Consider the following 24,172-nt stretch of genomic DNA (forward strand, 5'->3'; position numbering starts at 1 on the left):
CAAACGCGGCGGGATCACCCGTAGGATTGCACCGGCTGAGATCATCACCATCTCGCCCCGGCGTAAAACACGGACGACTCATAGCTCGCTCGGCCTTTTAAATACGGCGACAGCGCCTTTACCCCTTATAGGTCGTTGCAGCTCGTAAACATTGCAGCTCACGCGAAATCCTGTCGGCGGCCTCCAGAATGTGCTCTGCCATCGCCGGAATGACTTCGTCGGTCAATCGGCTCGACGAACCCGATATGCCGACTGCTGCGTGGATTGCCCCGTCGGCGCATCTGATCGGCGCCGCCATCTCGCATCTCGCGCTGTCGCCGCCGGTCCAGTGAGCAGCATATCCTTGCGAGCGGATATCCTCGAACTCGCGTCGAAATGCATGGGGATCACCCTGTGTTGGAGCGGCCGCAAGAGCGCTTTGCTCTAGTTCACCAATCACCTCGAGGGATTGGAAAGCGAGAATGGCCTTCCCGGCCGCGCAAGCGAGGGCCGGCACTTTTGTTCCAACCTCGAACTCCGCCCCCATTGGCCCGGGCACGTTAAATCCGGCCGCGACGACAATCTCCGTATCCGCAATGATCGCCATACACGCCGACTCGCCGGTGCTCATGACAAGCTCGGAAAGATGATGATCCGCGACACGTGTTAGATCGGCCGTAGCCTTCGAGCAAAATCCCAGGCTCCATAATTTTGGCGACAACGTTATAATTTCAGATGCCTGAGATATGGATATATAGCGCGTCGTTTCGAGTATCCTGAGCGTCTCTTGAACTATTTCCTGATCGAATCGCGTCTGAGACCTGATTTGATCAATGGTCTTGGGATGCTTACTTCCAGCTAAAGCTTCAAGGACGGCCATTCCGGCTTCAAATGATACGTTCATGATCAACCTCATGACATTAAGATGGTTGAGAGCCTATGTCCGCTTTCTCAAAGCCACGATACCGGCGCTTGCGCGAACACGGCATCCGGCAACTCAACGTCTACGCACGGATACGCGAGGTGGTCAGGTGCGATGAATACTGATCCGATCGCCAGCCCAAGGCCAGCGCAGATCAAGCTGTCCCCCCAATTTTTTGCCGCAGCGCTGTCCGTGAACTCGCCGATCCGCTGTGGCGCTATCGGAGGCAAGGGACGGCACCCATCCGACCGTCGACTGTTGCAGCGTCTTCAACCGCACGCAGTGCGCGCTGGTGGCTGCCCACTCAACGGGGATTCGCTTTTCGTCGGGCCGAACCGCGGGCAAGCCGTGTCCGCACAACTGGGAACGAAAGATCGGCCGCTTCCGGCACTAGCCAAACTGCATGGATGGCACGCAAGATCGAACACCGGCGTTGAGCCCCGCGAGCGTGGCTGATGGCGCTTCACCGAACAATCGTCGGTAGTACGCTGCGAATTTCCCAAGTTCCGAGAAGCCACATTGAGTGGCCGCTTCGGTAACGCTTTCTCGTCTACCGACAAGACGGCGACGCGATTCGTTCAGTCGATAATTTCGGACGAACTTTGCCGGCGGCAAGCCCGTTAGACTGACGAAAGCCCGATGGAGCGTTCGCCTCGGAATGGCGAGTTCCGCACAGATGCTGTCGATCCCGCTGCCCCGTTCGATGCTCGACCGCGTGAACTCGATAACGTCGTTGACGATCTTCCGATCTCTTGTCGGGTCTCTTCTGGGATCCGACGTATCCGGATCGAGTCTGGAGAGATATGCACCTAGAAACCGGTCGCGCACTTCAGCTGCGAAATTCGGGCAGGAGAAGCGCTCCGGGCTGTGCTGCAAGAAGTTCGAAAGAATGCGGCCGACCCAGAAGGCGCGCTTTCCGTCGGCAATGATGCCCTCGGACTGCAGCTGTTTGCGGCCCAGTCGGAATTCGTTCTGATCCGCGAATGCGGCCAATCGCTCTTCAGACAAGGCTAAGGTCAGATACTCGGCCGAGCCCTGATAGAGTGCCGTCTGCGGGCTTCCAGCCGGGAAGAAGCCAAGATCGCCGGATTCCACCTCGCTTGCCCAATGCGTCACGGGCCGCATGCACGACAGCAGAACCCCTAGAACGACGCGGTCCGGCGACAGCGGGCCCTCCAGATAGAAATCCCCCGCGACCCTGCCGAACGAGAGAACGGCCCCGTCCAGATCGGCGACGAGGAGCGAACCATGAATGCCCGCGGCAGAAAGTTGTGTTGCGCGGACCTCAGCGCCAGCGATCGGGCGCTGGAGCGCTTCGATGTTGTCGAGAACAGACTGGTGAACCGCATCCACCACCGGCGTCCTCCATTGGCAGAAATGGCATAGCCAACCTTCTGCAACAGATTATGGTCGCGATGCGGCGGGATGTCGACAGCATTCAATATTGAACGATAGTTTCAGCAATATCTTGAAAGTAATCACGGTCAGGAGGCTGATGGCTGAGTGCGGAGAACTGATCGTCTTGCAAGCTCACGAAACGGAGATCAAAAAGAATTTCCGAGGCGCTCGTTGGAGTTGATCCTGTGTCTTGCTGCGCTTTTTCGCTGTGCCCCCTCGCCGCTGCCGCACTTGTCTGGGCGCAATAGACAGGCGCAGATTGGCTTGTCAGGCAGCTCGCAAATCCGGTCTCGGACCTGATCATGTCATTGCCGGCAGTTGGACGGCGGTAGCGTACAGGAGCGACGCAATAGCCGCCGGCGCGACTGCCGCGTACAATATGAAAGCGGGCGAGGTGTCGGCCTCCGCGCGGTCCAAGATCTACAGGCAGTTCGATGCCTGCAATTGGCAGGAAGGAACCGAGGACTTTCTGACCTGCCGTTGCCGCTCGGCGGGCAGCAGCCGCAGCCGAGCACCGCCAAGACGATTGAGCCGGTGGCGGACGACCGGAAAGGCCCGGTTCTCAGTGCTTTATGTGCGTTGGAGGGTTTCATGAAGGGTATCAGGAAACTCATTGCGGTTTTGACGCTGGCCACTGCGGCCCTCACGACGAGTTGGGCATCGGCGCAGCCGGACCCGCTGCCTGGGTGGAATGACGGCAAGGCCAAGGCCGCAATTCTGGCGTTCGTTCGCAAGGTTACTCTGGAGGGCGGACCCGATTTTGTGCCGCCAGCCGAACGAATCGCGACCTTCGATAATGACGGGACGCTTTGGGCCGAGAAACCGATCTACTTCCAGGCCCAGTTTGCTCTTGACGAGATCAGGAGCCAAGCCGCGGCGACACCCGCGCTGAAATCCAAGGAGCCGTTTCGGACCGTTCTCACGGGCGATCTGAAGGCGCTGATGGCTGATGGCAACAGGGGCCTCGGCCTGGTTCTCGCGCGTACCCATTCCGGCATGACGACAGAGGCCTTTTCCCGCTCGGTCGCCGAGTGGTTGGAGACCGCGCGTCATCCGCAAACCAAGCGCCGCTATACGGAAATGGTCTATCAGCCACAGCTCGAATTGCTGGCCTATCTGCGCGCAAACGGCTTCAAGACGTTCATCGTTTCGGGCGGCGGGGTCGAGTTCATGAGGGTGTTCGCGGACAAGGCCTACGGGATCCCGCCCGAACAGGTCGTCGGCTCGTCCGGCGTCGTCAAGTTTCGTCTGGGCAAAGACGGGAAGCCTGAACTGATCAAGGAGGCCAAGGTCGAGTTCGTCGACGACGGCCCGGGCAAGCCCGTCGGCATCAATCGCTTCATCGGCCGTCGTCCGATATTCGCATTCGGCAATTCCGACGGCGATCTCCAGATGCTGCAATACACTGTCGGCGGCAGCGGCCCGAGGATGGCCTTGATCGTCCACCACACCGATGCCGAGCGCGAATGGGCCTATGATCGCAAGTCCGAAGTCGGGAAACTCGACAAGGCGCTTGACGAGGCCGCGGCAAGGGGCTGGACGATCGTGGATATGAAGAACGACTGGAAGACCGTTTTCCCGCCGCCCCCGTGACGTCGGCCGCCGACATAAAGCGGGGAGCTCCCTGCCCCCGGTTGGCATGCTGCGGCTGGAGCCGCGCTGTTCGCTTCTGCGCCGCCCGTCAGAGGCGATAGATACGACTGGCCGTGTCCCAAAACAGTGCCGACCTGTCGTCGGCCGAGTAGTCGGCAGTCAGACGCTTGAAGGCGTTCCAGCCTGCCGCGCAGGCATAGGAGCCCCGGTCCACCGGTGCATTGCTTTCCAGCATGCAGCGCCTCGGGTCGAAGGCCTCGATGGCGGTCTCCACATAAGGCCGCCATGCCTCGGCAAGCGCGCGTGAATCGGGTGGCCGCATCCCTTGCTCGAAGCCGAACCCGTTGATCCGCATGCCGAGGCCGCCGATCTTGACGACCACGTTCGGGCAGCGGGCGAGATCGCGGATCGCGCGCTTCCAGTCCTGGAACAGCTCGCCGCGTCGCCCCTGATAGGCGCCGGCGCCGAGAATGCCGCCGAGATGGTTCAGCACGATCGTCGTCTCGGGAAAGGCTTGCGCCAGCGCCGTCAACTCGTCGAGTTGCGGCTGGAACAGCCAGGCGTCGAAACTCAGCCCGAGCGGCGCGAGCCGGGCGAAACCCTCCCGGAAGCAGGCATCGCCGAGCAGACCGGGCGGACCGGCGCTCCGCGGGTTCATCAAGCTGGAATCGGCATCCCACACCGTGATGTGACGGATGCCACGGAACCGGCCGCGCCCATGCTCCATATGCGCGAAGAGAACCTCCTCGAGCCCCGCGCCCAGGCGCAAATCGGCATGGCCGACGATGCCTGCGCAGAAAACGGGCCCGTCCGGACCGAGCCGCTCGGCCTCGGCGGCGACATAGGCGGTCTCGCCGACCGGGCGCAGATGTGGCGGCTGCGTCGGGTCGTAGGCGGTCTGGCATTGCATGAAGACGGAGGCGATGATGCAGTGGCCGCTCGCGGCAAGCTCTGTCTTGTAATCGTCGATCAGAAATCGCCAGCCCGGCCGGTCCCAGAGATGGTGATGGGCGTCGACGATCGGCAATTCAGGTTCAAGGGCCGCCTCTGGGGCGCTCGCCAGCCAGTCCGGGCGCACCGGTAGATAGTTGGCGACCGGCGCGCTCATGGCTCGCGGTTGGGCACGGGCCGTCGCGACGGCCCGTCATAGCGATAGGCGAAGCTGCGTGGGATCGGCCCCTTGTTCCGCTCGCCGCGTCCGCTCTGCTCCCAGGCATGGGCGAGGATGCCAACCGCCCGCGACAGACAGAACACGCCGCGCGCGAGCGGTGCGGCGAAGCCTAGCTCGCCATAGATCACCGCGGTGGCACCGTCGATGTTCATCGGGATCAGCCGCCCCTTGCGCCGCTCGAGGCAGCTCTCGACCGCCCGCGCGGCCGCTGCGTAGCGGCCGGTGATGCCGCCCTTGCCGACCGTAGCGTCGACAAGCGCCAGCAGGCGGCCGGAACGAGGGTCGACCGGGTGGAAGCGGTGGCCGAAGCCGGGCAGGTATTTCCCGCGCGTCGCGATAAAGGCATCGATCGCGGCTGCCGCCGCCTCGTCCATGCCACAGCCCGCCGCAAATCGCGCCAGCAGGTCGTCATAGAGTTCGAGCGCCTGCTCACCCGCCCCGCCATGCACGTCGTCGAGGGTGTTGAGCGCGGAGGCCAGCGCTCCGTTGAGCGGCAGCCCGCAGGACACCGCCATGCGCGAGATGGCGATGGAGGGCGCATGCGGGCCGTGGTCGACCGAGGCGACGAGCGCGGCCTGAAGCAGTTGCTCCTGCTCCGGGCTCGGCAGATCGCCGCGCAGCATCAGCCAGATCATCGCCGGAAAGGAGACGGCGCCGATCAGTTCCTCGATCGGATAGCCGCGAAAGGCGATGCGACCGGGTGCGATATCCGCGATCGCGGTCGACCAGTACTCGGCGATCCTCTCGCGATCGGAGGGTGAAGCTTCGTCGTTCATGCTGCGCTCTTTTGCCGTTCGCAGCCGACGATCCGACGCGCGATCAGGCTCTCGATCTCGTCTTCGCCATAGCCGAGGCGCCGCAGCCATACGGCCGTGTCCGCCCCCAGCGCGGGCGGTTGGGCCGGTGGCGCGAAGGGCTCGTCAAGCAGGAAGCCCGGCCGGGTCACGCGCAGCGAGCGGCCGCCGCGGCCCTTGGCATCGACGGGCTCAACGAAACCGCGCTGCGTCACCTGTGGCTCCGCCATCACCTCGGGCACGGTGAGGACGCAGCCGGCCGGCACGCCGGCAGCGTTCATCAGGCGCTCCCATTCGCGTGCCGGGCGCGTGGCCAGCGCCTGTTCCAGCGCTGCGGTCAGTGCCCGGCGATTGTCCTTTCGGGCCTGGCGGGACGCGAAGCGCGGATCATCGATCAGTTCGGGCCGTTCGATCAGTCCGCATAGCGCCTCGTATTGCTTCTGCTCGTTGGCAGCGATGTTGAGCGGCCCGTTCCCAGTCCGGAACGTCCCGGACGGGGCGGCGGTGAAATTTTCGTTGCCGATCGGCTGCGGGTCGACATCGGCATTGAGATGGTTCGACACCACCCAGCCCATCGCGGCGAGTGTCGATTCGAGCAGGGACACGTCAATGAAGCGCCCCCGCCCGCTCTGCTTCTGATCGACGAGCGCCGCCGAGATCGCGAACGCCGCCGTCAGCCCGGAGATGGTGTCGGAGATCGGAAAGCCCGTCCGCAGTGGCGCGCTTTCCTCATCGCCGGTCACGCTCATGACGCCGGAGAGCCCCTGCACGATCTGGTCATAGGCCGGGCGCCCGGCCCAGGGCCCCGTCTGGCCGAAGCCGGAAATCGCGCAATAGACCAGGCGCGGATTGATCTGCGACAGGTCTTCATAAGCGAGACCCAGCCTCTTCATGACGCCGGGGCGGAAGTTCTCGAGGACCACGTCGGCTGTCCCGACGAGCCGCAGGAAGACCTCGCGCCCCTCCGGCGCCTTGAGGTCGAGCGCGATCGACTGCTTGTCGGCATTGACCGCGACGAAGGACAAGCCGGAGAGGCGCGCTGCCATCTCGGGATCGGCGCCGAGCTTGCGGGCGAGATCGCCGCCATCCGGTTTCTCGACCTTGATTACCTCGGCGCCGAGGCGGGCGAGGTTGTACCCGCAGAACGGGCCGGCGAGCACGTTCGAGAGGTCGAGAACGCGCACGCCCGCAAGTGGCATAGTCATTTTCCGTCTCCGACTGCGCGGGATTATTTGCCGATCCGCCTTGCGGCTTCCTCGGCGAACTTGTTCGTGTAGGTCTTGGAGAGGTCGATGCCAGCCGCGGCAATCGCGGGATCATAGGCGGTGAGCACCGAGAGCGGCGTCTTCAGGGTGTCAGGCGAGAACCGGCCGTCCTTGGAGAACAGACCCGTCGAGGCACGCATGATCTCGATGTTGAGCACGCGATCGTCGAGCTTGTAGGCCGACGGGATCGCATCGACGACAGCCTCCGGGCTGTTGGAATGAATCCAGCGCACGGTCCGCAACATGGCGTTGGCGAGGCGCTGCACGGTTTCCGGATTCTTGTCGATATAGCTCTGGTTGAGATAGAGGCAGGCGGTCGGATAGACGCCACCGAAAGCTTTCTTCGACCCTTCCTCGGTGCGGCCGTCGAACAGGATCTTCACGGCGTTCTTGCGCGTCAGGATGGTCGCGGTCGGATCGTAGAAGCCGAGCACGTCGACCGCCTTGCTTTCGAGCGCCTTCATACCAGGGGCACCGCTGCCGACGCCGATGAACTCGACGTCGCGTGGCCCAAGCCCGTTCACCTTGGCGTAGTAGCGGGCGATCATGTCGGTCGAGGAACCCGGCGTGGTGATGCCGACCCTCATGCCCTTCAGGTCGGCGCCGCTCTTCACCTTGTCCGCGAGATCGGCACGGACGCCGAACACGATGCCGGGGACGTCGTTGAGCAGAAAGACGCAGGAGATGTCCTTCTTCTTCGCCTGCATCTGGATGGTGTGGTCGTAGAAGCCGACCACGCCGTCGACCGAGCCGCCGACCAGTGCCTGGAGCGCCTTGGCGCCACCGGCCTGGAAGTTCTGAATGGTGACGTCGAGGCCTTCCTTCTTGAAGTTCCCGAGGGAATCGGCCAGCGCCAGCGGCATGTAGTTGAGAATGACGGAGCCGACGGCGATGGTGACCGCCTTGTGCTCGGGCTCGGCGGCGCGCGCAGCGCCCGCCGGAAGCAGCAGCGCGATGGCGAGGGCCGCAGCCCGGCTTGCGAACGATGTCATCTGTTTCCTCCTGCTCGGTTATGTTTGTTGTTGCGATGCGGGTCAGGCGTCATCATGCGAGGGGGCCGGACGCCAGACGAGGAGCCGCTTCTCGAGGCGGTCGACCACGAGATCGAGCAGCACCACGAAGACGGAGAGCACGACGATGCCGGCGAAGACGCCGGTGGCGTCCATCACGCCCTCGGCCTGCGCGATGATATGGCCGAGCCCCATCGAGGACCCCAGATATTCGGCGACCACCGCACCCATCACCGCCATGCCGACCGAGACGCGCAGCGACGACAGGATCCAGCTCATCGCCGACGGGATATAGACATGGCGCAGCAGCGAGAGCTTGCTGGCACGCAGCAGGCGGGCATTGGCCAGGACGACCGGATTGACCTCGCGCACGCCCTGATAGGTGTTGAAGAAGGCGATGAAGATCACGATCGTCATGCCGAGCGCGACCTTGGAGGCGAGCCCGAGGCCGAACCAGATCACGAAGATCGGTGCCAGCAGCACGCGCGGGATGGCGTTGAAGACCTTGATGATAGGCTGGATGACGTCGGCGGCGAAGCGCGAGAGGCCGAGCCAGATGCCGAGCGCGGTACCGCCGGTCACACCCAGCACGAAGGACAGCACGGTCTCGAGCAGGGTGATGCCGAGGTCGCCCCAGATGTCGCCCTCGGCGAACCATTGCGCGATGCGCCCGACGATGGCCGAAGGGGCCGGAAAGAAGAACGGGTCGATCAGGCCGGATCTGGCGCCGGTTTCCCAGGCGGCGAAGAAGCCGCCGATCAGCACCAGCCGGGTCAGCCTGACCTTCATGCGATAGGCGGAAGCGGCGCTGCGCCGGCGCGCCTCGACGGCATCCTCGGAGGAGGCGGCACCCGCTGGCGGCGCAAAGGCGAGCGTCTGCGACTTACTGGACGACATAGCTCTTCTCCACTTCGGCGCCGAGGAGATTCCAGATCTCCCGGTAGAGGCTGACGAAAGCGTCGGTGGTCGCCAGCGCCGAGACGTCGCGCGGCCTGGGCAAGGTGATGTCGACCTCCCCGACCACACGGCTGGCGGGACCTGCGGACATGACCACGACTCGGTCGGCCAGGGTGATCGCCTCGTCGAGATCGTGAGTGATGAAGACGAGCGAGCGGCGGTCGGCCTGCCAGAGGTCGAGCAGGATCCGGTGCATCAGGCGGCGGGTATGCACGTCGAGCGCCGAGAACGGCTCGTCCATGAGGACGATGCGCGGTTCCATGATCAGCGTCTGCGCCATGGCGACGCGCTTGCGCTGCCCACCCGAGAGCTGGTGGGGATAGCGCTTCTCGAAGCCCTTCAATCCAACCTTGGCGAGCCAGGCCCGCGCCTTGGCTCGCGCTTCTTCCTTGGCCATGCCGCGAAAGATCAGGCCCAGCGCGACATTGTCCTCGGCGGTCTTCCAGGGAAGGATCGCTTCCTGCTGGAGCATGTAGCCGCTGTCGCCGTTCAGGCCCTCGAGCGGCTTGCCGAAGATGGCAACCTCGCCGGCGGCCGGGCGAAGCAATCCGGTGACGACGTTGAGAATGGTCGACTTGCCGCAGCCGGTCGGCCCGACCACAGCCACGAACTCGGTGTCTCCCACAGTGAGATTCATGTTGCCGACGGCGGTGAAGGCGCCAAAGCGCACAGCGACGTCGTGCAGCCGAACGGCTGCTGTTCCCTCGGTCATCGTTCCTCCTGATAGAATAGCATTCTATTTTGCTGCGCTTCTAACAGAGAGCGGATGGCTGGTCAACGGACGTTCTGTTAAGCGGAACATAAAATCAGCGTGATATCGGCCTTCTTGCACAATGCAGAAAGTTACGTTCTATTAGGCAGAACGATTTTGATGACGAGGTAGACATGTCCGAACCCGGCACGAAGCGGGAGGGAGTCGACGCGGTGGAGCGGGCTCTGGCCATTCTCACGGCGTTCAGTGAGCAGGCCCAGGAGCTGAGCCTTGCCGAATTGGCCCGGCGGACGGGGCTCTACAAAAGCACGATCCTCCGCCTGGCCGCCTCGCTTGAGCACACGCGCTTCCTGACGCGCGGAAGCGACGGCGCCTTTCGCCTGGGACCGGAGCTCTGGCGGCTGGGCTCGCTTTATCGCCGGAGCTTCGATCTCGGCGAATATGTCCGCCCGACGCTGCGTGCCCTGGTCGAGGCGACGCAGGAGACGGCCTCCTTCTACATCCGCGACGGCGATCAGCGCATCTGCCTCTATCGGCTCAACTCGCCGCGCTCGGCCCGCCATCACCTTGATGAGGGCGTGCGCCTCCCGCTCGGCCGCGGCGCCGCCGGGCGCGTGCTGCTCGCCTTCACCGAACGTGACGATCCTTCGTTGCAAGCAATCCGGGACGCTGGCCTGGTGATTTCGCGCGGAGAGCGTGATCCCGAAGTGGCGGCGGTATCCGCCCCGGTCATCGACAGCGCCGGCCATTTGCGCGGCGCGCTCTCGCTCTCAACGCTCATGAGCCGCTTCGACGAGGAGGCCCAGCGCAAGCTGGTGGCAGCGATCGTGCCAGCAGCGACGAATCTCGCAGCGCGGCTGCCGGCTGAATAAGCGCGTTTTCGGGATATCGACAGTGCAGCCGGGGCCGCCGGACCTTCGCCCGAGCCCCCTGGCCAATGCAGATCCTTGGGCGAGCCATATTCGACTTTTGGCCGGTCACACTGATCGGCCACAACAGGCGGCAGCAAGCCGCCATTGCGCGCCCATCAGGGGAAGCTGCCGAGCAGCCGCCCTTTACGTACTCATCACCGAAGCTGATGGGTTTAGTCACCAGATTAAGTACGGATAATGGGCGACATTTGCCACACGGACATTGACGCACAGCGGCTTTATCCCCCATCATGCAAAAAACGCATAGCGGGGGAAGCGCGGTGGATTGGGACCGCATTAGAATCTTTTATACGGTCGCGGAGTCAGGCAGCTTCACCAAAGCTGGCGATGTTCTCGGCTTGAGTCAATCGGCCGTCAGCCGGCAGATCGGGGCGCTTGAGCGAGAGCTGCGCGCGCCGCTGTTCCATCGGCATACGCGGGGTCTCATCCTGACCGAACAGGGCGAGTTGCTCTGGCGGGCGGCGCGCGAGATGACGCAGCGCCTGGAACGGACCCGCTCGCAGCTTTCGGAGACGCGCGAGCATCCTTCCGGCGAGCTCAAGGTTACCGCCACGCGCGGCCTGGGTGGCCATTGGCTGACCCCGCGCCTCGCCGAGTTCATGGATCTCTATCCGGACATCCGGGTCGAGCTCATCCTCACGGATGAGGAGCTCGACCTGTCGATGCGCGAAGCCGACATCGCGATCCGCCTGCGCCAGCCGCAGCAGCCGGACCTGATCCAGCGCAAGCTCTTCACGGTGCACTTCCACGTCTACGCTTCGCCTGCCTATGTGAAGCGCTTCGGCGAGCCGAAGGCCTATGACGATCTGGACAACCACCGCATCCTGTCCTTCGGGGGCACCTCGCCCTCCTATCTGACAGCGGTGCACTGGCTGGGCACGATGGGACGCGACCAGCGCAACCCGCGGCCGATCCATCTGACGGTGAACAACATCACCGCCATGAAGCGCGCGGTGGATTCGGGCGCCGGCATCGCCGTGCTGCCCGACTATCTGATCGAGACCGGCTCCCCGCTCGTGCAGTTGATGCGCGAGACCGAGATGCCGCAGCTCGAAAGCTATCTGGTCTATCCGGAAGAAATGAAGTCGGTGGCCCGCGTCCAGGTCTTCCGCGACTTCCTGATCCAAAAGGCCCAGCGCTGGACCTACTGACAGCAGGCCGCGCCCTTCTTGGAAAGGCCATTGAATCGGGCGCCTACGGCGCCCGTTTTCTATTCTGACAGTTTTGTGACCAGAGCAGCGTAATCCCCGGGCAAATCCGCACACCAGGAACGTGGAAACACCGCCAAAAGAGCGAAAATGCCCCGCTAAGCGACCTAAAATTGCACCCTCACATCAGAAGCGCGTGCAATGAATGCATATTTCTCAATCATTTAGGATCAAATTCGTACCATTTGCCACTATCTCATGCAAATAACGCATAGCGGCCCCAAACTATGCTGCATTGCAAAAAGGCAGATCATGCCCGATATTGTGCTCACGGTTGTTCGGAACGGGCTCCGCAATCTCCTCCCGGCGTTGAGTTCGTTTCAGCCGTTCCCCTCTGAGATGTTTGGCGTTTCGCCAGATGTTTCAAACTTTCAAAGCCGGCTCCCCTCGGGGACGCCGGCTCTTTTTTTGCCTGGCCACCGGTCAGCAAAAAAGCGCAGCCCGGAAAGGCGGCGCCTGCGATGGAAGCTTGCGAAGGGGCGCCAGCTTGTCAGGCCACGAGCTTGGTCGCAATCCCGGCGAACTGATCGAGGAAGCCCTGCAGAAAGCCCCGCGTCCCTTCATTGGTGATGTTGTGCTCCGCGTCGATCAGGCCATCCTTGAAGGTGATGAAGACCTGCCCGCCAACCACGACGCCGACAAGGTTGGTCAGGATCATGCGCAGTTGCTGCTGCGACACGGCGGTGCCGACCGCGCCGCTGCTGGTGCCCGTCACAGCCACGGTCTTGTTCGCCCAGGAGTTCTGGCCATAGGGCCGAGAGGCCCAGTCGATGGCGTTCTTGAGCACCGCAGGGATCGAGCGGTTGTGTTCCGGCGTCACGATCAGGATCGCGTCAGCCGCCTCGATCTCTCGCTTCAGCCGCAGCGTCGGCTCCGGCCGCTGTGGCTCAAGATCCGGGTTGAACATCGGCAGGTCGTCGATCTGGACGAAGGACGCGTCGAAGGCGTTCGCCCCCAGCTTCACCAGCGCCTGGGCCAGCTTGCGATTGATCGAATCGCGACGATTGCTGCCCACGATGACGGCGAGCTTGAGTTTGGCCATGATACCTCTCGAAGAAGCGTTGAAAGGCCCGAACAGTAGCGGCCCCTGCGCGCGCCTCGCAAGCAACCTCGCTGCAAACGCGTATTGCGCGATTTCAAGGAAAACAGGAGCACGAAAAACGGGTGATTGCGCGACTCAGCGTCGGGCAGGCCGTGCCGCAAGCGGCAGCTCCCCGAACAGGCCAGGCTCGGCGCTCGTGCGCGCCTTCTCGATGGTCAGGATTCTGAGCTTGGACTCGACGCCCCCATCGGCAGAGAAGCCGCCAGTCTTGCCGCCTGCCGCCAGCACGCGGTGGCAGGGCACAATGATCGGCCAGGGATTCTGGCCGAGCGCGACGCCAACGGCCCGCGCCGCGCCGGGCTCGCCGATGCGCTGCGCCACCTCGCCATAGGTCAATGTCTCGCCCGGCGGAATGGAGAGCGCGACCTCATAGACCTTGCGGCTGAAGTCGGAGACCGTCTCCAGCGCGACCGGCAGATGGGCCAGCTCACGCTTCTCGCCATCGAACAGCGCCCGGATGCCGGCTACCGCCTCGGCGACGAAGCCGGTCGCCCCTGCCTCGTCAGCCTGCGGATAGCGCCGCGCCAGTCGCCTGCGCGCCGTATCCTCGTCGCGTTCGGGCAATTGCGCGCCGACGAAGCGCTCACCCTCCCAGATCAGCGCACAGGGGCCGATCGCGGTGTCGAAGAGATGGAAATGCTGGATAGCCATGGGCGTTTCGTGCCGTTCCAACTGCATGGTAGCTGCACGCTACCATGGCCCCGCTCGGCTTGGGCACCCGAAACCTGCTCCCTCACATGAACAGGCGCTCGTTCTCCAACCCCTTGTAGAGGCCGGCAACCTGCTCGCCATAGCCATTGTAGATCAGCGTCCGGCGCCGGTCCCGCGAGCCCAGCACCTGCTCGCTCGCCTGGCTCCAGCGCGGATGCGGCACGGCCGGGTTAACATTGGCCCAGAAGCCGTATTCAGAAGCCTGCAGCCCTTCCCAGAAGGTCTTCGGCCGCTCCGCGACGAAGCTGATCTTCCGTATCGATTTCACCGATTTGAAGCCGTATTTCCACGGCGTGATCAGCCGGATCGGGGCGCCGTGTTGCGTCGGCAAGGGCTTGCCGTAGATGCCGGTGACGAGCAGCGGCAATTCGTTCGTCGCCTCCGCGATCGTCAGCCCCTCCGTATAGGGCCAAGGGTACCAGCGCTGGCCCTGGCCGGGCGCGACACGCGGGTTCAGGAACGTCTCGAAGCGGATGTATTTCGCGCCCGAGAGCGGCTTGGCCAGCGCCACGAACGACTTGAGCGGAATGCCGGTCCAGGGCACGGCCATCGCCCAGGCCTCGACGCAACGGAAGCGGTAAAGACGCTCTTCGAGCGGCAGCTTGCGCACGAGATCGTCGAAGCCGATCTCGAACGGCTTTTCGACCATGCCGTCGACCTGGATCGACCAGGGCCGTGTCGCCAGACGCTGCGAGGCATCGACGATGTCCTTCGACATCCCGAATTCGTAGAAATTATTGTAGTTCGCCGCATCCTCCGCCTTGGTCAGCGGCACGTCGAGCTTGTAGGCGTCGTTGCGCTTGGCGGGGTAGAGGTCGAGCGTCGGATCGGGCGCCTCCGCCCCGGCACGGCCCGGCCACGCTGCGGCTGCGATCAGCCCCGCTCCGGCACTCATCAACTGGCGGCGGTTGAGGAACGCGCTCTCGGGCGTGGCCTCGCTTTCCGGCATTTCCCAGCCGGCACGGCGCTTGATCAGCATGACGGACACACTCCGCTTTCGATGGCGCTGTTAGGCCATGAAAGCGGAGGCTCCGCAATTCACGAGGGGGAGAGGCTTGCTCCAGCCGTCATGGTCGGGCTTGACCCGACCATCTTGTAAACCAGCCAGATTCTGCCGGAGACGGTCGGGCAAGCCCGACCATGACGCGGCGGAATCAGCTCACCCACGCGCTTCCAGCGCCTTGATGATCGCGGCGCCCATCTCGCTGGTCGAGACGGCGTTGGCGCCATCAGCGGCGATGTCCTTGGTGCGGGTGCCCTGGCCAAGCACGTCGGAAATCGCGCCCTCGAGCCGGTCGGCCACCTCGCCCGCGCCAAAGGAATAGCGCAGCGCCATGGCGAAGGAGCCGATCATCGCGATCGGGTTGGCGAGGCCCTTGCCGGCGATATCCGGCGCCGAACCATGGACCGGCTCATAAAGCGCCTTGCGCTTGCCGGTGGCCTTGTCCTCGGCACCGAGCGAGGCCGAGGGCAGCATGCCGAGCGAGCCAGTCAGCATCGCCGCGACGTCGGAGAGGATGTCGCCGAACAGGTTGTCGCAGACGATGACGTCATACTGCTTCGGCCAGCGCACGAGCTGCATGGCGCAGTTGTCGGCCAGCACATGCTCCAGCTCGACATCGCTGTACTCGGCCGCGTGCAGCGCGGTGACCGTCTGCTTCCAGAGCACGCCGGTCTTCATGACGTTGTGCTTCTCGGCCGAGGAGACCTTGTTGCGGCGGGTGCGCGCCAGCTCGAAGGCGACGCGCGAGATGCGCTCGATTTCCGGCGTGGTGTAGAGTTGGGTGTCGACGCCGCGCTTGGAGCCGTCCTCCAGCGTGACGATCTCCTTCGGCTCGCCGAAATAGACGCCGCCGGTGAGCTCGCGCACGATCAGGATGTCGAGCCCCTCGACGACCTCAGGCTTCAGCGACGAGGCCGAGGCCAGCGCCGGGTAGCAGATCGCCGGGCGCAGATTGGCGAACAGGCCGAGATCCTTGCGCAGGCGCAGCAGGCCGGCTTCCGGGCGGTGCTGATAGGGCACATCGGCCCATTTCGGGCCGCCCACCGCGCCGAACAGCACCGCGTCGGCGTCCTGCGCCAGCTTCATGTCGCCTTCGGAGATCGCCGCCTTGTGCGCGTCATAGGCCGCGCCGCCGACCAGCCCCTTCTCGATCTCGAACGAGGCGAGGCCCTGCTTGCCGAACCAGGACACGATCTGCTCGACCTGGCCCATCACCTCGGGGCCGATGCCGTCGCCGGGGAGCAGCAGGAGCTTATGGGTCGCCATGATCGTCGCCTCGCCTTGTCGCGTGTTTGCGTTGGCGGGGTGATTACGAGCGCAGCGCCCGGCGCGCAAGCATGCGAATGCAAGCCTGTCCTGTTCACGCCGTGGCGCGGTCAGCCCTTCGTCAGGCGCGCCGTCACCTCGATCTCGATCTTCATCTCCGGCCTGAGCAGCCCGGCGACGACATAGATGCCGGCCGCGGGCCTGATCTCGCGAAAAAACTCGCCGCAGACGGCCAGAACCGGTTCGCAATAGCTGCGATCGGTGACGAAGTACTGCGCCCGCATGGCCTGTGACAGCGAAGACCCCGCCTCCTCCAGCACGGAGCCGATGGTGCGGAAGATGTTGCGCGCCTGCTCGGCCGGGTCCTCCGGCAGCGTCATCGTGGCGTAGTCGTAGCCCGTCGTGCCGGAAACGAAGACGAGATCCCCGTCGACGACAGCGCGCGAATAGCCGAAGGAGCGCTCGAAGGGCGATCCGGTGGAAATCAGGCGGCGTGTCATGCAGGCGTCTCCAGAGGATATGGAAGAAACGCTTCCCCGAAATGCGTTCCCGACGCCACCCGATTTCTGGACCTCAAACTCGCCCGCCTTTCAGCGCGCGCAACACTTTCTCGCCCGGCCGCCCGGTCTGCGGCATGCCGAGCTTGCCCTCGATCTCCTTGATCGCCGTCCGGGTCAGCGACCCCACCGCGCCGTCCGGCTCGCCGACATTGTAACCGCGGGATATCAGCAGGCGCTGGAGCTCGCGCCGCTGCTCGCGCGAAAGCGGCAGATCGTCGGTCGGCCACTCGCCCTGCACGCCCGGCTTGCCGCGCAGCCGGTCGGAGAGCAGCGAGATGGCGAGCGCATAGGAATCCGCGCCATTGTAGCTGTAGGCGGCGTCGTAGTTCTTGAAGACGAGGAAAGCCGGGCCATTACGCCCCGCCGGCATCAGCAGGCCGGCATTGCCGCTGCCGTTCAGCGGGGAGCCGTCGTATTTCACGATGCCGCGCCCCGCCCATGTCGAGACCGGGTGCTTGGGGTTGCGTCCGGTCGGGCCGGAATAACCATCGGGCACGCGCACCTCGTAGCCCCAGGTCGCACCCGTCACCCAACCGGCCTTGGCCATGAAGTTCGCGGTCGAATGCAGCGCGTCGGGAACGGAATCCACCAGATCACGCCGTCCGTCACCATCGCCGTCGACGGCGAGCCGCAGATAGGTCGAGGGAATGAATTGGGTGTGGCCGAAGGCACCCGCCCAGGAGCCGAACAGCCGCTCGGGCCGCACGTCGCCGCGCTGGATGATCTGCAGCGTCGCGATCAGTTCGCCCTTGAAGAAGGCGTTGCGGCGCGGCGCGAGGCAAGCGCCGGTCGAGAGCGCCTGCACGAGCGGCATCTTGCCGCGCGCCTTACCGAAATCGCTCTCGACGCCCCAGACAGCGGCAATGGTGTAGCGGTCGACGCCGAAGCGCTGCTCGGCCGCCGCAAGGGTCGAAGCATGCTGTCGCATCATCGAGCGTCCTTCCGCGACCTTCTCGTCGTCGACCAGCGTGCCGAGATAATCCCAGATCGGCGTCTTGAACTCCGGCTGGTTGTTCATCGCCTCGATGACCTTCATGTCCGGCTCGACGCCGGCCATGGCCCGGTCGAAGGTCGCGCCCGACACGCCCTTGGCCGCCGCCTCCGAGCGCAGGCCCGCAAGGCAGGACTGGAAGCTGCCTTGAGCCGAAGCTGTGGAAGCAAGCAGGATGAGTGGCAAAGCCAGTTGATAGACGCGCATGGTCTCCACCGATTCGGACAGATTCTCGGACAGGCTAGGTCGCTGTGGTTAACGGAGATTAACCGTCGAGAATGGCGGCACGAAGGAACGAATTCCGCTATGGGGAGGCAACTCTTCTTCCTGCGATTCGCCGCCATGTCGCCAGCCGCCATCGAGCTTCTCGGCTTCACCGCAGCCGCGCTGACCAGCCTGTGCTGGCTGCCGCAGGCCTGGCGGACGATCCGCACCCGCGACACCCGCGCGATCTCGCTATGGACGCAGGGGCTCTTTGCCGCTGGCACTGCGCTGTGGCTGAGCTACGGCATCCAGATCCTGTCCTGGCCGGTCATCGCCGCCAATGCGCTCACGCTCCTGCTCGTCCTCGTCATCATCACCATGAAGCTCCGCTTCGGCTGACGGCCGGAACCGCCCTCCGAAGAGCCGGCAATCTGTCGTCATCGATCAGGCCGTCGCGAAGAAAGCCCCCGGCATGCCCTCCCTGACCGCAGCTCATATCCTGCCGATCGCGATGCTGTTCGCCTCGAACATCTTCATGACCTTCGCCTGGTACGGGCACCTCAGCTACAAGAGCACCGCGATCTGGCTCGCCATCCTCGCGAGCTGGATGATCGCCCTGCCGGAATACATGTTGGCAGTGCCGGGCAACCGCATCGGCTCGGGCGTCTATTCGGCCGCCGAACTCAAGACGATGCAGGAAGTCATCACGCTCATCGTCTTCGCCGGCTTCTCCGTGCTCTGGCTCAAGGAAGCCTTGACCTGGAGCCATGCTGTCGGCTTTGCCCTGATCACAGCGGGCGCCTTCTTCATTTTCCACGCCAAGAGCTGAGACACGCCCCACCGGCGCCTTTCCCCAAACTCTCTCGATAGGATTTCCTGCCTTGAAAATGACGGCACTGATTGCCTGCGCCCTCCTGCTCGCTCCTGCGGCAGCCTTGGCCGGCCCTACTTGCAGCCCCAGCGATGAAAGCGCCCGCATCCTCTCGGCCGCCTCGCCGAGCGCCGTCCACCGCGCCTGGCAGGGCGGCAAGCAGGTCAGCTATGGCTGGTCACTCCAGGTCGAGCGCAGCACTCGTGACGCGGCGGGCACCGAGTATTATGTCGGCGATCTCTTCGACGCCAACGGCCACCTCGCCACACGCAAGGTCTTCGTCATGGAGCGCGAATGGGATTGCGGTCCCTGATCCAAAACACATGTGCGGCCATCATTTGGCCGGCCGCATCCGCAGGATCTTGCCGTTGTCCTCGTCCGTGAGCAGGTAGAGGAAGCCGTCCGGCCCCTGGACGACGTCGCGGATACGCTCGCCGATCGTGGTGAGCAGCCGCTCCTCGCCCGTCACCGTCTCGCCCTGCGTCGAGAGCCGGACCAGCATCTGGCCCGCAAGCGCCCCGACGAAGAGCGAGTTCTTCCAGGCCGGCCAGATCGGGCCGGTATAGAAGGCGGCGCCCGAGGGCGCGATCGACGGATCCCAGTAGAACAGCGGCTGCTCCATCCCCGGCTTCGCCGTGCCTTCGCCGATCTTCGCACCGGAATAATCGACGCCGTAGGTGATGACCGGCCAGCCATAATTCAGCCCGGCCTTGGGCGTGTTGATCTCGTCGCCGCCGCGCGCGCCGTGCTCGGCCGTCCAGAGCTGGCCCGTGTCGGGGTGTAGCGCCGCGCCCTGGACGTTGCGATGACCGATCGACCAGACCTCAGGCGCCCAGCCCTGCTTCTTTGGATTGTCGGCCGGCACGCCGCCGTCTGGGCGGATGCGGATGGTCTTGCCGAGATGATTGGCCGGGTTCTGCGCCTGGTCGCGCTGGCTGTAGCGGTCCCCGACCGTGACGAAGAGCGCCCCCGTCCTGTCGAAGACGAGGCGGGAGCCGAAATGCATGTTGGAGCTGATCGTGGGCATCTGCCGGAAGATCACCTCGACATTGGTCAGCGCCGTGCCCGGCTCGTTGAGGCGCCCGCGCCCGACGCTGGTGCCGTTGCCGCCCGAACGCGGCTCCGCGAACGAGAAGTAGACGAGCCGGTTCTGCGCGAAGGCCGGATCGAGCGCCAGGCCGAGCAAACCTCCCTGCCCCCGCGCCATCACGCTAGGGACGCCGGTGATCGGGCGGGACAGCTTGCCATCCGCCTCGACGATCCTCAGCCGCCCGGGACGCTCGCTGACGAGCATGCGCCCATCCGGCAGGAAGGCGAGACCCCAGGGATGCTCCAGCCCGGTGGCGACAGTCTCGACCGCGAGTTCGCCCGCGCTGGAGGGGAAACGTTGCTGGGCATCAGCAGCGTCCGTAATGAGTGCCGCCAGCATTGCTGCTACGAACGCTCTTCCCACCGATACGAGCCGCATCGCCATCTCCCTATCCATCCTCCGAGCCTGTCAGAGATAAAAGGGAACGCCGCCGATCACCAAGCCGTTGCGACGAGCTCACGGCGAAGTGAGACGATCGGCTGGCTGTCGTCGAGCGTGACGTCCGCCTCCGTCACCGCTTGGCCGGCTGCGACATCCCGCTTGAGCTTGACGCCATGGGCGAGGCCGATCGGCAGCGCCCCGCAGGCGCGGCTCGCGGCCGCCGGCATCGGCCGTCCATAGACGGTGTAGCCCCCCTCGCCGTCCAGCATCTCGCCAGCCCTGAGCGCCCTCTTGGCAACAGCGACCGCATCGCCGCGCCAGCCGCGAGTCGTGCCGGTCGGTTCGGCCCTGAGTGCCGCATTCAGCACCGAGATCGGCAATTCCAGGCCGATGAGGTGAAAGGGCTTGTACATCGCCGCATAGCGGCCGGTCGCGTCTGTCGGCAGGCCATATTGCTTGAAGCAGGCGGCGGCATAATCGTTCGGCGCCTTCAGCACGACATAGACGCCCCAGCGCAGGTCGCGGAAGACCGGCCGCCCGTCGCGCTCCAAGGAGGAGACGACCTCGACCATGCCGTCGCGTTCGAGCTGCCCGCCGACGCCGCGCGGGCGCAGCACATGAGCGAGGTCGTCGACGCCGCAGGGCGGAAAGGCAAGGCCCGCCTCCGGCACGTCGAGATCGCAAGCATTGGCGATCGCCGCCATCTCGATGGCCGACTTGGTGCCGTCGAGGAAGGAATTGAACATCTGCGGGTTCATGCCGCCGGCCTTCGCCGCCTCCGGCGTCAGCCCGTAATGCGTCCAGACATCGTCGGGCGTGACGTTGTGATAGGCCGGCAGGTATTTGGTGCCCTTGCCGGCAGCCGCGACGGTGAAGCCGGTCGCCCGCGCCCAGTCGATCATCTCGCAGACCAGCGCCGGCTGGTCGCCATAGGCCATGGAATAGACGACGCCGGCCTCCTGGGCGCGTTTGGCCAGCAGGGGCCCGACCAGCACGTCGGCCTCGACATTGACCATGACGACATGGCGCCCGGCCTCGATCGCGGCCAGGGCGTGCCGGGCACCGGCAGCCGGATGCCCGGTCGCTTCCAGCACCACCTCGACGCCATCGGCGCGGGCAGCCTGAACGCCGTCATCGACGAAGCGCGTCCGCGCGATCCGCGCCTCATCCCAACCGACATTGCGGCAGGCCACCTTGGCGCGTTCGGGGTCGAGGTCGGCAATGACCGCGACTTCGAGCCCTTCGATATGCGGCACCTGCGACAGGAACATCGAGCCGAACTTGCCGGCGCCGATCAGCGCCGCGCGCACGGGCTTCCCGGCCTCGCGGCGGGCGGCGAGCTTGGGCATCAGGTTCATGATTTCACTCCGTCCGGAGCGCCGTCATGCTCGGGCTCGACCCGAGCATCTCTCCAACGAGATTCCCGGGTCTGCGCTCCGCTCTGCCCGGGAATGACGCTTCAGGCAGGTTATTCCGGCTTCACGCCGGCATCGGCGATGATCTGCTTCCAGGTCGCGATCTCCTGGGCATGGTAGGGCTTGAACGCGGCGGGATCGCGCACTTTGAGCGTGAAGCCGAGCTTCAGGATGGCCTCGCGCGTCTCGGGCTTGTTCAGCGAGGCGAGCACTGCCTTGGAGAGCGTGCCGAGCACCGCGTCCGGCGTATTCACGGGGGCGAAGAACGCCGCCCAGGAATCGGCGTCGGCGTTGGTCACGCCCTGCTCGCGCAGCGTCGGGATGTCCTTGGCGCGCGGATTGCGCTCCGGGCTGGCAAGGGCGAGCGCGCGCAGGGCGCCGCCATTGATCTGCTCCAGCACGCTCGGCAGCGTCGAGTTGGCGATGTCGATGCGGCCGGCGACGATCTCCTGCACCAGCGGCGCGGCACCCCGGAAGGGCACATGCGTCATCTTGATGCCGGTGCGCTGCATGAACAGCTCCATGGCGAGATGTGAGCCGGAGCCGACGCCGGTCGAGCCGTAATTCAACTTGCCCGGATCGGCCTTGGCGAGCGCGATCAGTTCCTGGATGTTCTTGGCCGGCAGGTCGTTGCGAACGACGAAGGCATGCTCGAAGGCGCCGACGCCGGCGAGCGGCGCGAAGTCCTTCACCGCGTCGTAGCCGGGCTCCTTCAGCAAGAACATGTTGTTGCCATGCGTCTGGTTGTTGCCGAAGACGATGGTGTAGCCGTCGGGGGCAGCATGGGCGACGGCGCGGGTGCCGACCGCGCCGGAGGCGCCGGCCCGGTTGTCGACGATGACGTTTTGGCCGAAGGCGGTCGACAGATCCTGTGCGACGAAGCGCGCGATGGCGTCGGTCGGCCCACCTGCCGGATAGGGCACAACCAGGGTGACGACTTTGCTGGGGAAGCTCTGGGCCTGGACGATCGACGGAGCGAAGACGGCGCCGGCCATCAGGCCGAGCGTGGAACGGCGGGTCAACGACATGAGTTTCCTCCGGAGTGCCCGGTTGGGATACGGGCCTTGGTTGCGGCAAGAATTAGGGTGAAACCCCGCCGAGGTCCAGCGCGGCAGGGAATACCGGGATGACATCCCGCCCTGCGCTCGGCGCGCTGTAGCGCGGCTGGCCCCTCGGGTAAGCGTAACGCGGCGGCCGATTCGGGCCGCAGGCGTGGGGGCGTTTTCTGTCTATGGCTAAATCGTTGTTGAGGATGGCCGCGAAGCTTGTCGCGGCCATTTGTGTTTTACCCGGCGTTGCCGCCGCACAGGATGCGGAAGAGCTCTCGAAGAGGCTCCAAAATCCGGTTTCACCCATGATCAGCCTGCCCTTGCAGGGCAATTTCGAGTTCCGCGGAGGGGCCAAGAACGATGGTTTTTCCTCGACGACGAATATCCAGCCCGTCGTCCCGGTTCATCTGAACCAGGACTGGAACCTGATCATCCGGACGATCCTGCCGGTCATCCAGCGCGAGCGCTATGGCGCGGCCGACGCGGTCGGGGTCGGCGACATCACCCAGAGCTTCTTCCTCACGCCGACCTCACCCAAGAACGGCGTGATATGGGCGCTGGGCCCGGTCTTTCTCTGGCCCACCGCCTCGAGCGACAAGTTGGGCTCCGGCAAATGGGGCGCAGGGCCCACCGCGCTCCTGCTGGTGCAGGAAGGGGCGTGGACCGTTGGCGGCCTGGCAAACCACATCTGGTCCTATGCCGGGCCGGATGGTCGCAGCGACGTCAGCACGACCTTGCTGCAGCCATTCCTGTCTTACAGCTTCGGGCAAGGGTTCAGCGTCGGTCTCAACACCGAGACGAACTATGATTGGGTCAACCGCAAATGGACCGTCCCGATCAATGTCAGCGCCTCGCAGGTCTTCAATGTCGGCAAACAGGCGATGAGCGCCAGCATCGGCCTTAAATACTATGCCGTCAGGCCCGATGACGCCCCGCGCTGGGGAGTGCGTGCCGTGCTGACGTTCCTGTTCCCGGAGCGCTGAGACGGGCGCAGGTCAAGGCCTGCGGTCCACATGTCTATCGACTGGCCTGGAAGCCGGCACGCCTGAGGCGCTGGATCGCGAGGTCGAGCGCCTGCAGGAAGGCAGAGCGGTCCTTCGGCGAAAACGGCTTCGGCCCGCCGGTGGCTGCGCCCATCGCGCGCAGATCCTCCATCATGTCGCGCGTCGCCAGCGCCATGCCGATCGAGGCTTCGGTGAAGGGCTTGCCGGTCGGTCCGATCACGTCGGCGCCGGCCTTTATGCAGCGATCCGCCAGAGGAATGTCGGCCGTGACGACGATCGCGCCGCGCCCGACGCGCTCTGCGATCCAGTCATCGGCGGCGTCGAAGCCTCCGGAGACCGTGACGCGCTCGAGCCAGGGCTCGCGCGGCACGTTGATGAAGCTGTTGGCGACGACGAAGACCTTGACGCGATGGCGCTCGGCGACGCGATAGATCTCCGGCTTCACCGGGCACGCGTCGGCATCGACATAGATCGCAATGGTTGCGGCAGCGCTCGTCATGCCCCGCCTTCGCATGCGGTGACCGCAAGGGCAAACCGCCTCGAATTCACGACGCTTCTGCAAAACATCAAGCAGTTGCGCTTGC

Annotated in this window: 25 protein-coding genes; 7 read left to right on the plus strand and 18 right to left on the minus strand. The window is 64.8% G+C overall.

Features of this window, described 5'->3' with window-relative positions; all coding sequences use genetic code 11:
• Nucleotides 1-118: 118 nt before the first annotated feature.
• Both AC1DDA_RS12890 and AC1DDA_RS12895 read right to left on the minus strand, forming a co-directional pair.
• Complete coding sequence (locus tag AC1DDA_RS12890) at nucleotides 119-883, minus strand: IclR family transcriptional regulator (protein ID WP_476796024.1); 765 nt, start codon at nucleotides 881-883, stop codon at nucleotides 119-121.
• 408 nt (nucleotides 884-1,291) lie between these two features.
• Nucleotides 1,292-2,254, minus strand: coding sequence for a helix-turn-helix domain-containing protein (locus AC1DDA_RS12895; RefSeq protein WP_476796025.1), 963 nt, complete (start codon nucleotides 2,252-2,254; stop codon nucleotides 1,292-1,294).
• Between the two features lie 636 nt (nucleotides 2,255-2,890).
• Here AC1DDA_RS12895 and AC1DDA_RS12900 point away from each other — a divergent pair.
• Nucleotides 2,891-3,892, plus strand: a complete 1,002-nt coding sequence (locus AC1DDA_RS12900) for an HAD family hydrolase (protein ID WP_476796026.1) — start codon at nucleotides 2,891-2,893, stop codon at nucleotides 3,890-3,892.
• An 88-nt stretch (nucleotides 3,893-3,980) separates the two neighbouring features.
• Here AC1DDA_RS12900 and AC1DDA_RS12905 read toward each other — a convergent pair whose 3' ends face one another.
• From AC1DDA_RS12905 to AC1DDA_RS12930, 6 genes are all read right to left on the minus strand, one after another.
• Nucleotides 3,981-5,000, minus strand: coding sequence for an amidohydrolase family protein (locus AC1DDA_RS12905; RefSeq protein ID WP_476796027.1), 1,020 nt, complete (start codon nucleotides 4,998-5,000; stop codon nucleotides 3,981-3,983).
• Nucleotides 4,997-5,839 carry a citryl-CoA lyase gene (locus tag AC1DDA_RS12910; protein WP_476796028.1) on the minus strand — a complete coding sequence of 281 codons (843 nt, stop codon included), beginning with the start codon at nucleotides 5,837-5,839 and terminating at the stop codon, nucleotides 4,997-4,999. The genes AC1DDA_RS12905 and AC1DDA_RS12910 overlap by 4 nt, the downstream gene beginning before the upstream one ends.
• Nucleotides 5,836-7,062 carry a CaiB/BaiF CoA transferase family protein gene (locus AC1DDA_RS12915; RefSeq protein WP_476796029.1) on the minus strand — a complete coding sequence of 409 codons (1,227 nt, stop codon included), beginning with the start codon at nucleotides 7,060-7,062 and terminating at the stop codon, nucleotides 5,836-5,838. The genes AC1DDA_RS12910 and AC1DDA_RS12915 overlap by 4 nt, the downstream gene beginning before the upstream one ends.
• Before the next feature lie 23 nt (nucleotides 7,063-7,085).
• Nucleotides 7,086-8,114, minus strand: coding sequence for an ABC transporter substrate-binding protein (locus AC1DDA_RS12920; protein ID WP_476796030.1), 1,029 nt, complete (start codon nucleotides 8,112-8,114; stop codon nucleotides 7,086-7,088).
• Between the two features lie 42 nt (nucleotides 8,115-8,156).
• Nucleotides 8,157-8,921: an ABC transporter permease gene (locus AC1DDA_RS12925; protein WP_476779348.1), complete on the minus strand. Its 765-nt coding sequence runs from the start codon at nucleotides 8,919-8,921 to the stop codon at nucleotides 8,157-8,159.
• 94 nt (nucleotides 8,922-9,015) lie between these two features.
• On the minus strand, nucleotides 9,016-9,801 hold the full coding sequence (locus AC1DDA_RS12930) for an ABC transporter ATP-binding protein (RefSeq protein WP_441512089.1): 786 nt from the start codon (nucleotides 9,799-9,801) through the stop codon (nucleotides 9,016-9,018).
• A gap of 173 nt (nucleotides 9,802-9,974) precedes the next feature.
• On the opposite strand from AC1DDA_RS12930, the gene AC1DDA_RS12935 reads away from it, so the two are divergent.
• A complete protein-coding gene (locus AC1DDA_RS12935; RefSeq protein WP_441512088.1) occupies nucleotides 9,975-10,673 on the plus strand; it encodes an IclR family transcriptional regulator in 699 nt (232 codons plus the stop codon).
• Between the two features lie 320 nt (nucleotides 10,674-10,993).
• The gene (locus AC1DDA_RS12940; protein WP_476796031.1) at nucleotides 10,994-11,884 is read left to right on the plus strand and encodes a LysR family transcriptional regulator; all 891 of its coding nucleotides are present in this window, start codon (nucleotides 10,994-10,996) and stop codon (nucleotides 11,882-11,884) included.
• A gap of 547 nt (nucleotides 11,885-12,431) precedes the next feature.
• Here the strand turns inward: AC1DDA_RS12940 and AC1DDA_RS12945 are convergent.
• From AC1DDA_RS12945 to AC1DDA_RS12970, 6 genes are all read right to left on the minus strand, one after another.
• The gene (locus AC1DDA_RS12945; RefSeq protein WP_476796032.1) at nucleotides 12,432-12,983 is read right to left on the minus strand and encodes an NADPH-dependent FMN reductase; all 552 of its coding nucleotides are present in this window, start codon (nucleotides 12,981-12,983) and stop codon (nucleotides 12,432-12,434) included.
• 135 nt (nucleotides 12,984-13,118) lie between these two features.
• On the minus strand, nucleotides 13,119-13,694 hold the full coding sequence (locus AC1DDA_RS12950; RefSeq protein ID WP_476796033.1) for a methylated-DNA--[protein]-cysteine S-methyltransferase: 576 nt from the start codon (nucleotides 13,692-13,694) through the stop codon (nucleotides 13,119-13,121).
• Nucleotides 13,695-13,776: 82 nt separating this feature from the next.
• Complete coding sequence (gene msrP / locus AC1DDA_RS12955) at nucleotides 13,777-14,733, minus strand: protein-methionine-sulfoxide reductase catalytic subunit MsrP (RefSeq protein WP_476796034.1); 957 nt, start codon at nucleotides 14,731-14,733, stop codon at nucleotides 13,777-13,779.
• A gap of 180 nt (nucleotides 14,734-14,913) precedes the next feature.
• Complete coding sequence (gene leuB, locus AC1DDA_RS12960) at nucleotides 14,914-16,023, minus strand: 3-isopropylmalate dehydrogenase (protein WP_476796035.1); 1,110 nt, start codon at nucleotides 16,021-16,023, stop codon at nucleotides 14,914-14,916.
• A 110-nt stretch (nucleotides 16,024-16,133) separates the two neighbouring features.
• The gene (locus AC1DDA_RS12965; protein WP_476796036.1) at nucleotides 16,134-16,523 is read right to left on the minus strand and encodes a RidA family protein; all 390 of its coding nucleotides are present in this window, start codon (nucleotides 16,521-16,523) and stop codon (nucleotides 16,134-16,136) included.
• Nucleotides 16,524-16,596: 73 nt separating this feature from the next.
• Complete coding sequence (locus AC1DDA_RS12970) at nucleotides 16,597-17,781, minus strand: lytic murein transglycosylase (protein ID WP_476796037.1); 1,185 nt, start codon at nucleotides 17,779-17,781, stop codon at nucleotides 16,597-16,599.
• 135 nt (nucleotides 17,782-17,916) lie between these two features.
• On the opposite strand from AC1DDA_RS12970, the gene AC1DDA_RS12975 reads away from it, so the two are divergent.
• From AC1DDA_RS12975 to AC1DDA_RS12985, 3 genes are all read left to right on the plus strand, one after another.
• On the plus strand, nucleotides 17,917-18,177 hold the full coding sequence (locus AC1DDA_RS12975) for a SemiSWEET family sugar transporter (RefSeq protein ID WP_476796038.1): 261 nt from the start codon (nucleotides 17,917-17,919) through the stop codon (nucleotides 18,175-18,177).
• Nucleotides 18,178-18,250: 73 nt separating this feature from the next.
• Nucleotides 18,251-18,607: a DMT family protein gene (locus AC1DDA_RS12980; protein WP_476796039.1), complete on the plus strand. Its 357-nt coding sequence runs from the start codon at nucleotides 18,251-18,253 to the stop codon at nucleotides 18,605-18,607.
• 58 nt (nucleotides 18,608-18,665) lie between these two features.
• A complete protein-coding gene (locus AC1DDA_RS12985) occupies nucleotides 18,666-18,962 on the plus strand; it encodes a hypothetical protein (protein ID WP_441512079.1) in 297 nt (98 codons plus the stop codon).
• 21 nt (nucleotides 18,963-18,983) lie between these two features.
• Here AC1DDA_RS12985 and AC1DDA_RS12990 read toward each other — a convergent pair whose 3' ends face one another.
• The 3 genes from AC1DDA_RS12990 to AC1DDA_RS13000 form a co-directional block, all read right to left on the minus strand.
• Complete coding sequence (locus tag AC1DDA_RS12990) at nucleotides 18,984-20,117, minus strand: PQQ-dependent sugar dehydrogenase (RefSeq protein WP_476796040.1); 1,134 nt, start codon at nucleotides 20,115-20,117, stop codon at nucleotides 18,984-18,986.
• Between the two features lie 56 nt (nucleotides 20,118-20,173).
• Nucleotides 20,174-21,478, minus strand: a complete 1,305-nt coding sequence (locus AC1DDA_RS12995; protein WP_476796041.1) for an NAD(P)H-dependent oxidoreductase — start codon at nucleotides 21,476-21,478, stop codon at nucleotides 20,174-20,176.
• A gap of 110 nt (nucleotides 21,479-21,588) precedes the next feature.
• Entirely contained in the window at nucleotides 21,589-22,563 is a 975-nt protein-coding gene (locus AC1DDA_RS13000; RefSeq protein ID WP_476778934.1) for a Bug family tripartite tricarboxylate transporter substrate binding protein, read from the minus strand.
• A gap of 326 nt (nucleotides 22,564-22,889) precedes the next feature.
• Here AC1DDA_RS13000 and AC1DDA_RS13005 point away from each other — a divergent pair, with 326 nt between their 5' ends.
• Entirely contained in the window at nucleotides 22,890-23,567 is a 678-nt protein-coding gene (locus AC1DDA_RS13005) for a hypothetical protein (protein ID WP_441512076.1), read from the plus strand.
• 34 nt (nucleotides 23,568-23,601) lie between these two features.
• Here AC1DDA_RS13005 and AC1DDA_RS13010 read toward each other — a convergent pair whose 3' ends face one another.
• Nucleotides 23,602-24,087 (minus strand): YaiI/YqxD family protein, encoded by a 486-nt coding sequence (locus AC1DDA_RS13010; protein ID WP_476778932.1) that lies wholly within the window; start codon nucleotides 24,085-24,087, stop codon nucleotides 23,602-23,604.
• Nucleotides 24,088-24,172: the final 85 nt, after the last annotated feature.

The sequence above is a fragment of the Allobosea sp. 10N428 genome (genome assembly GCF_056394545.1).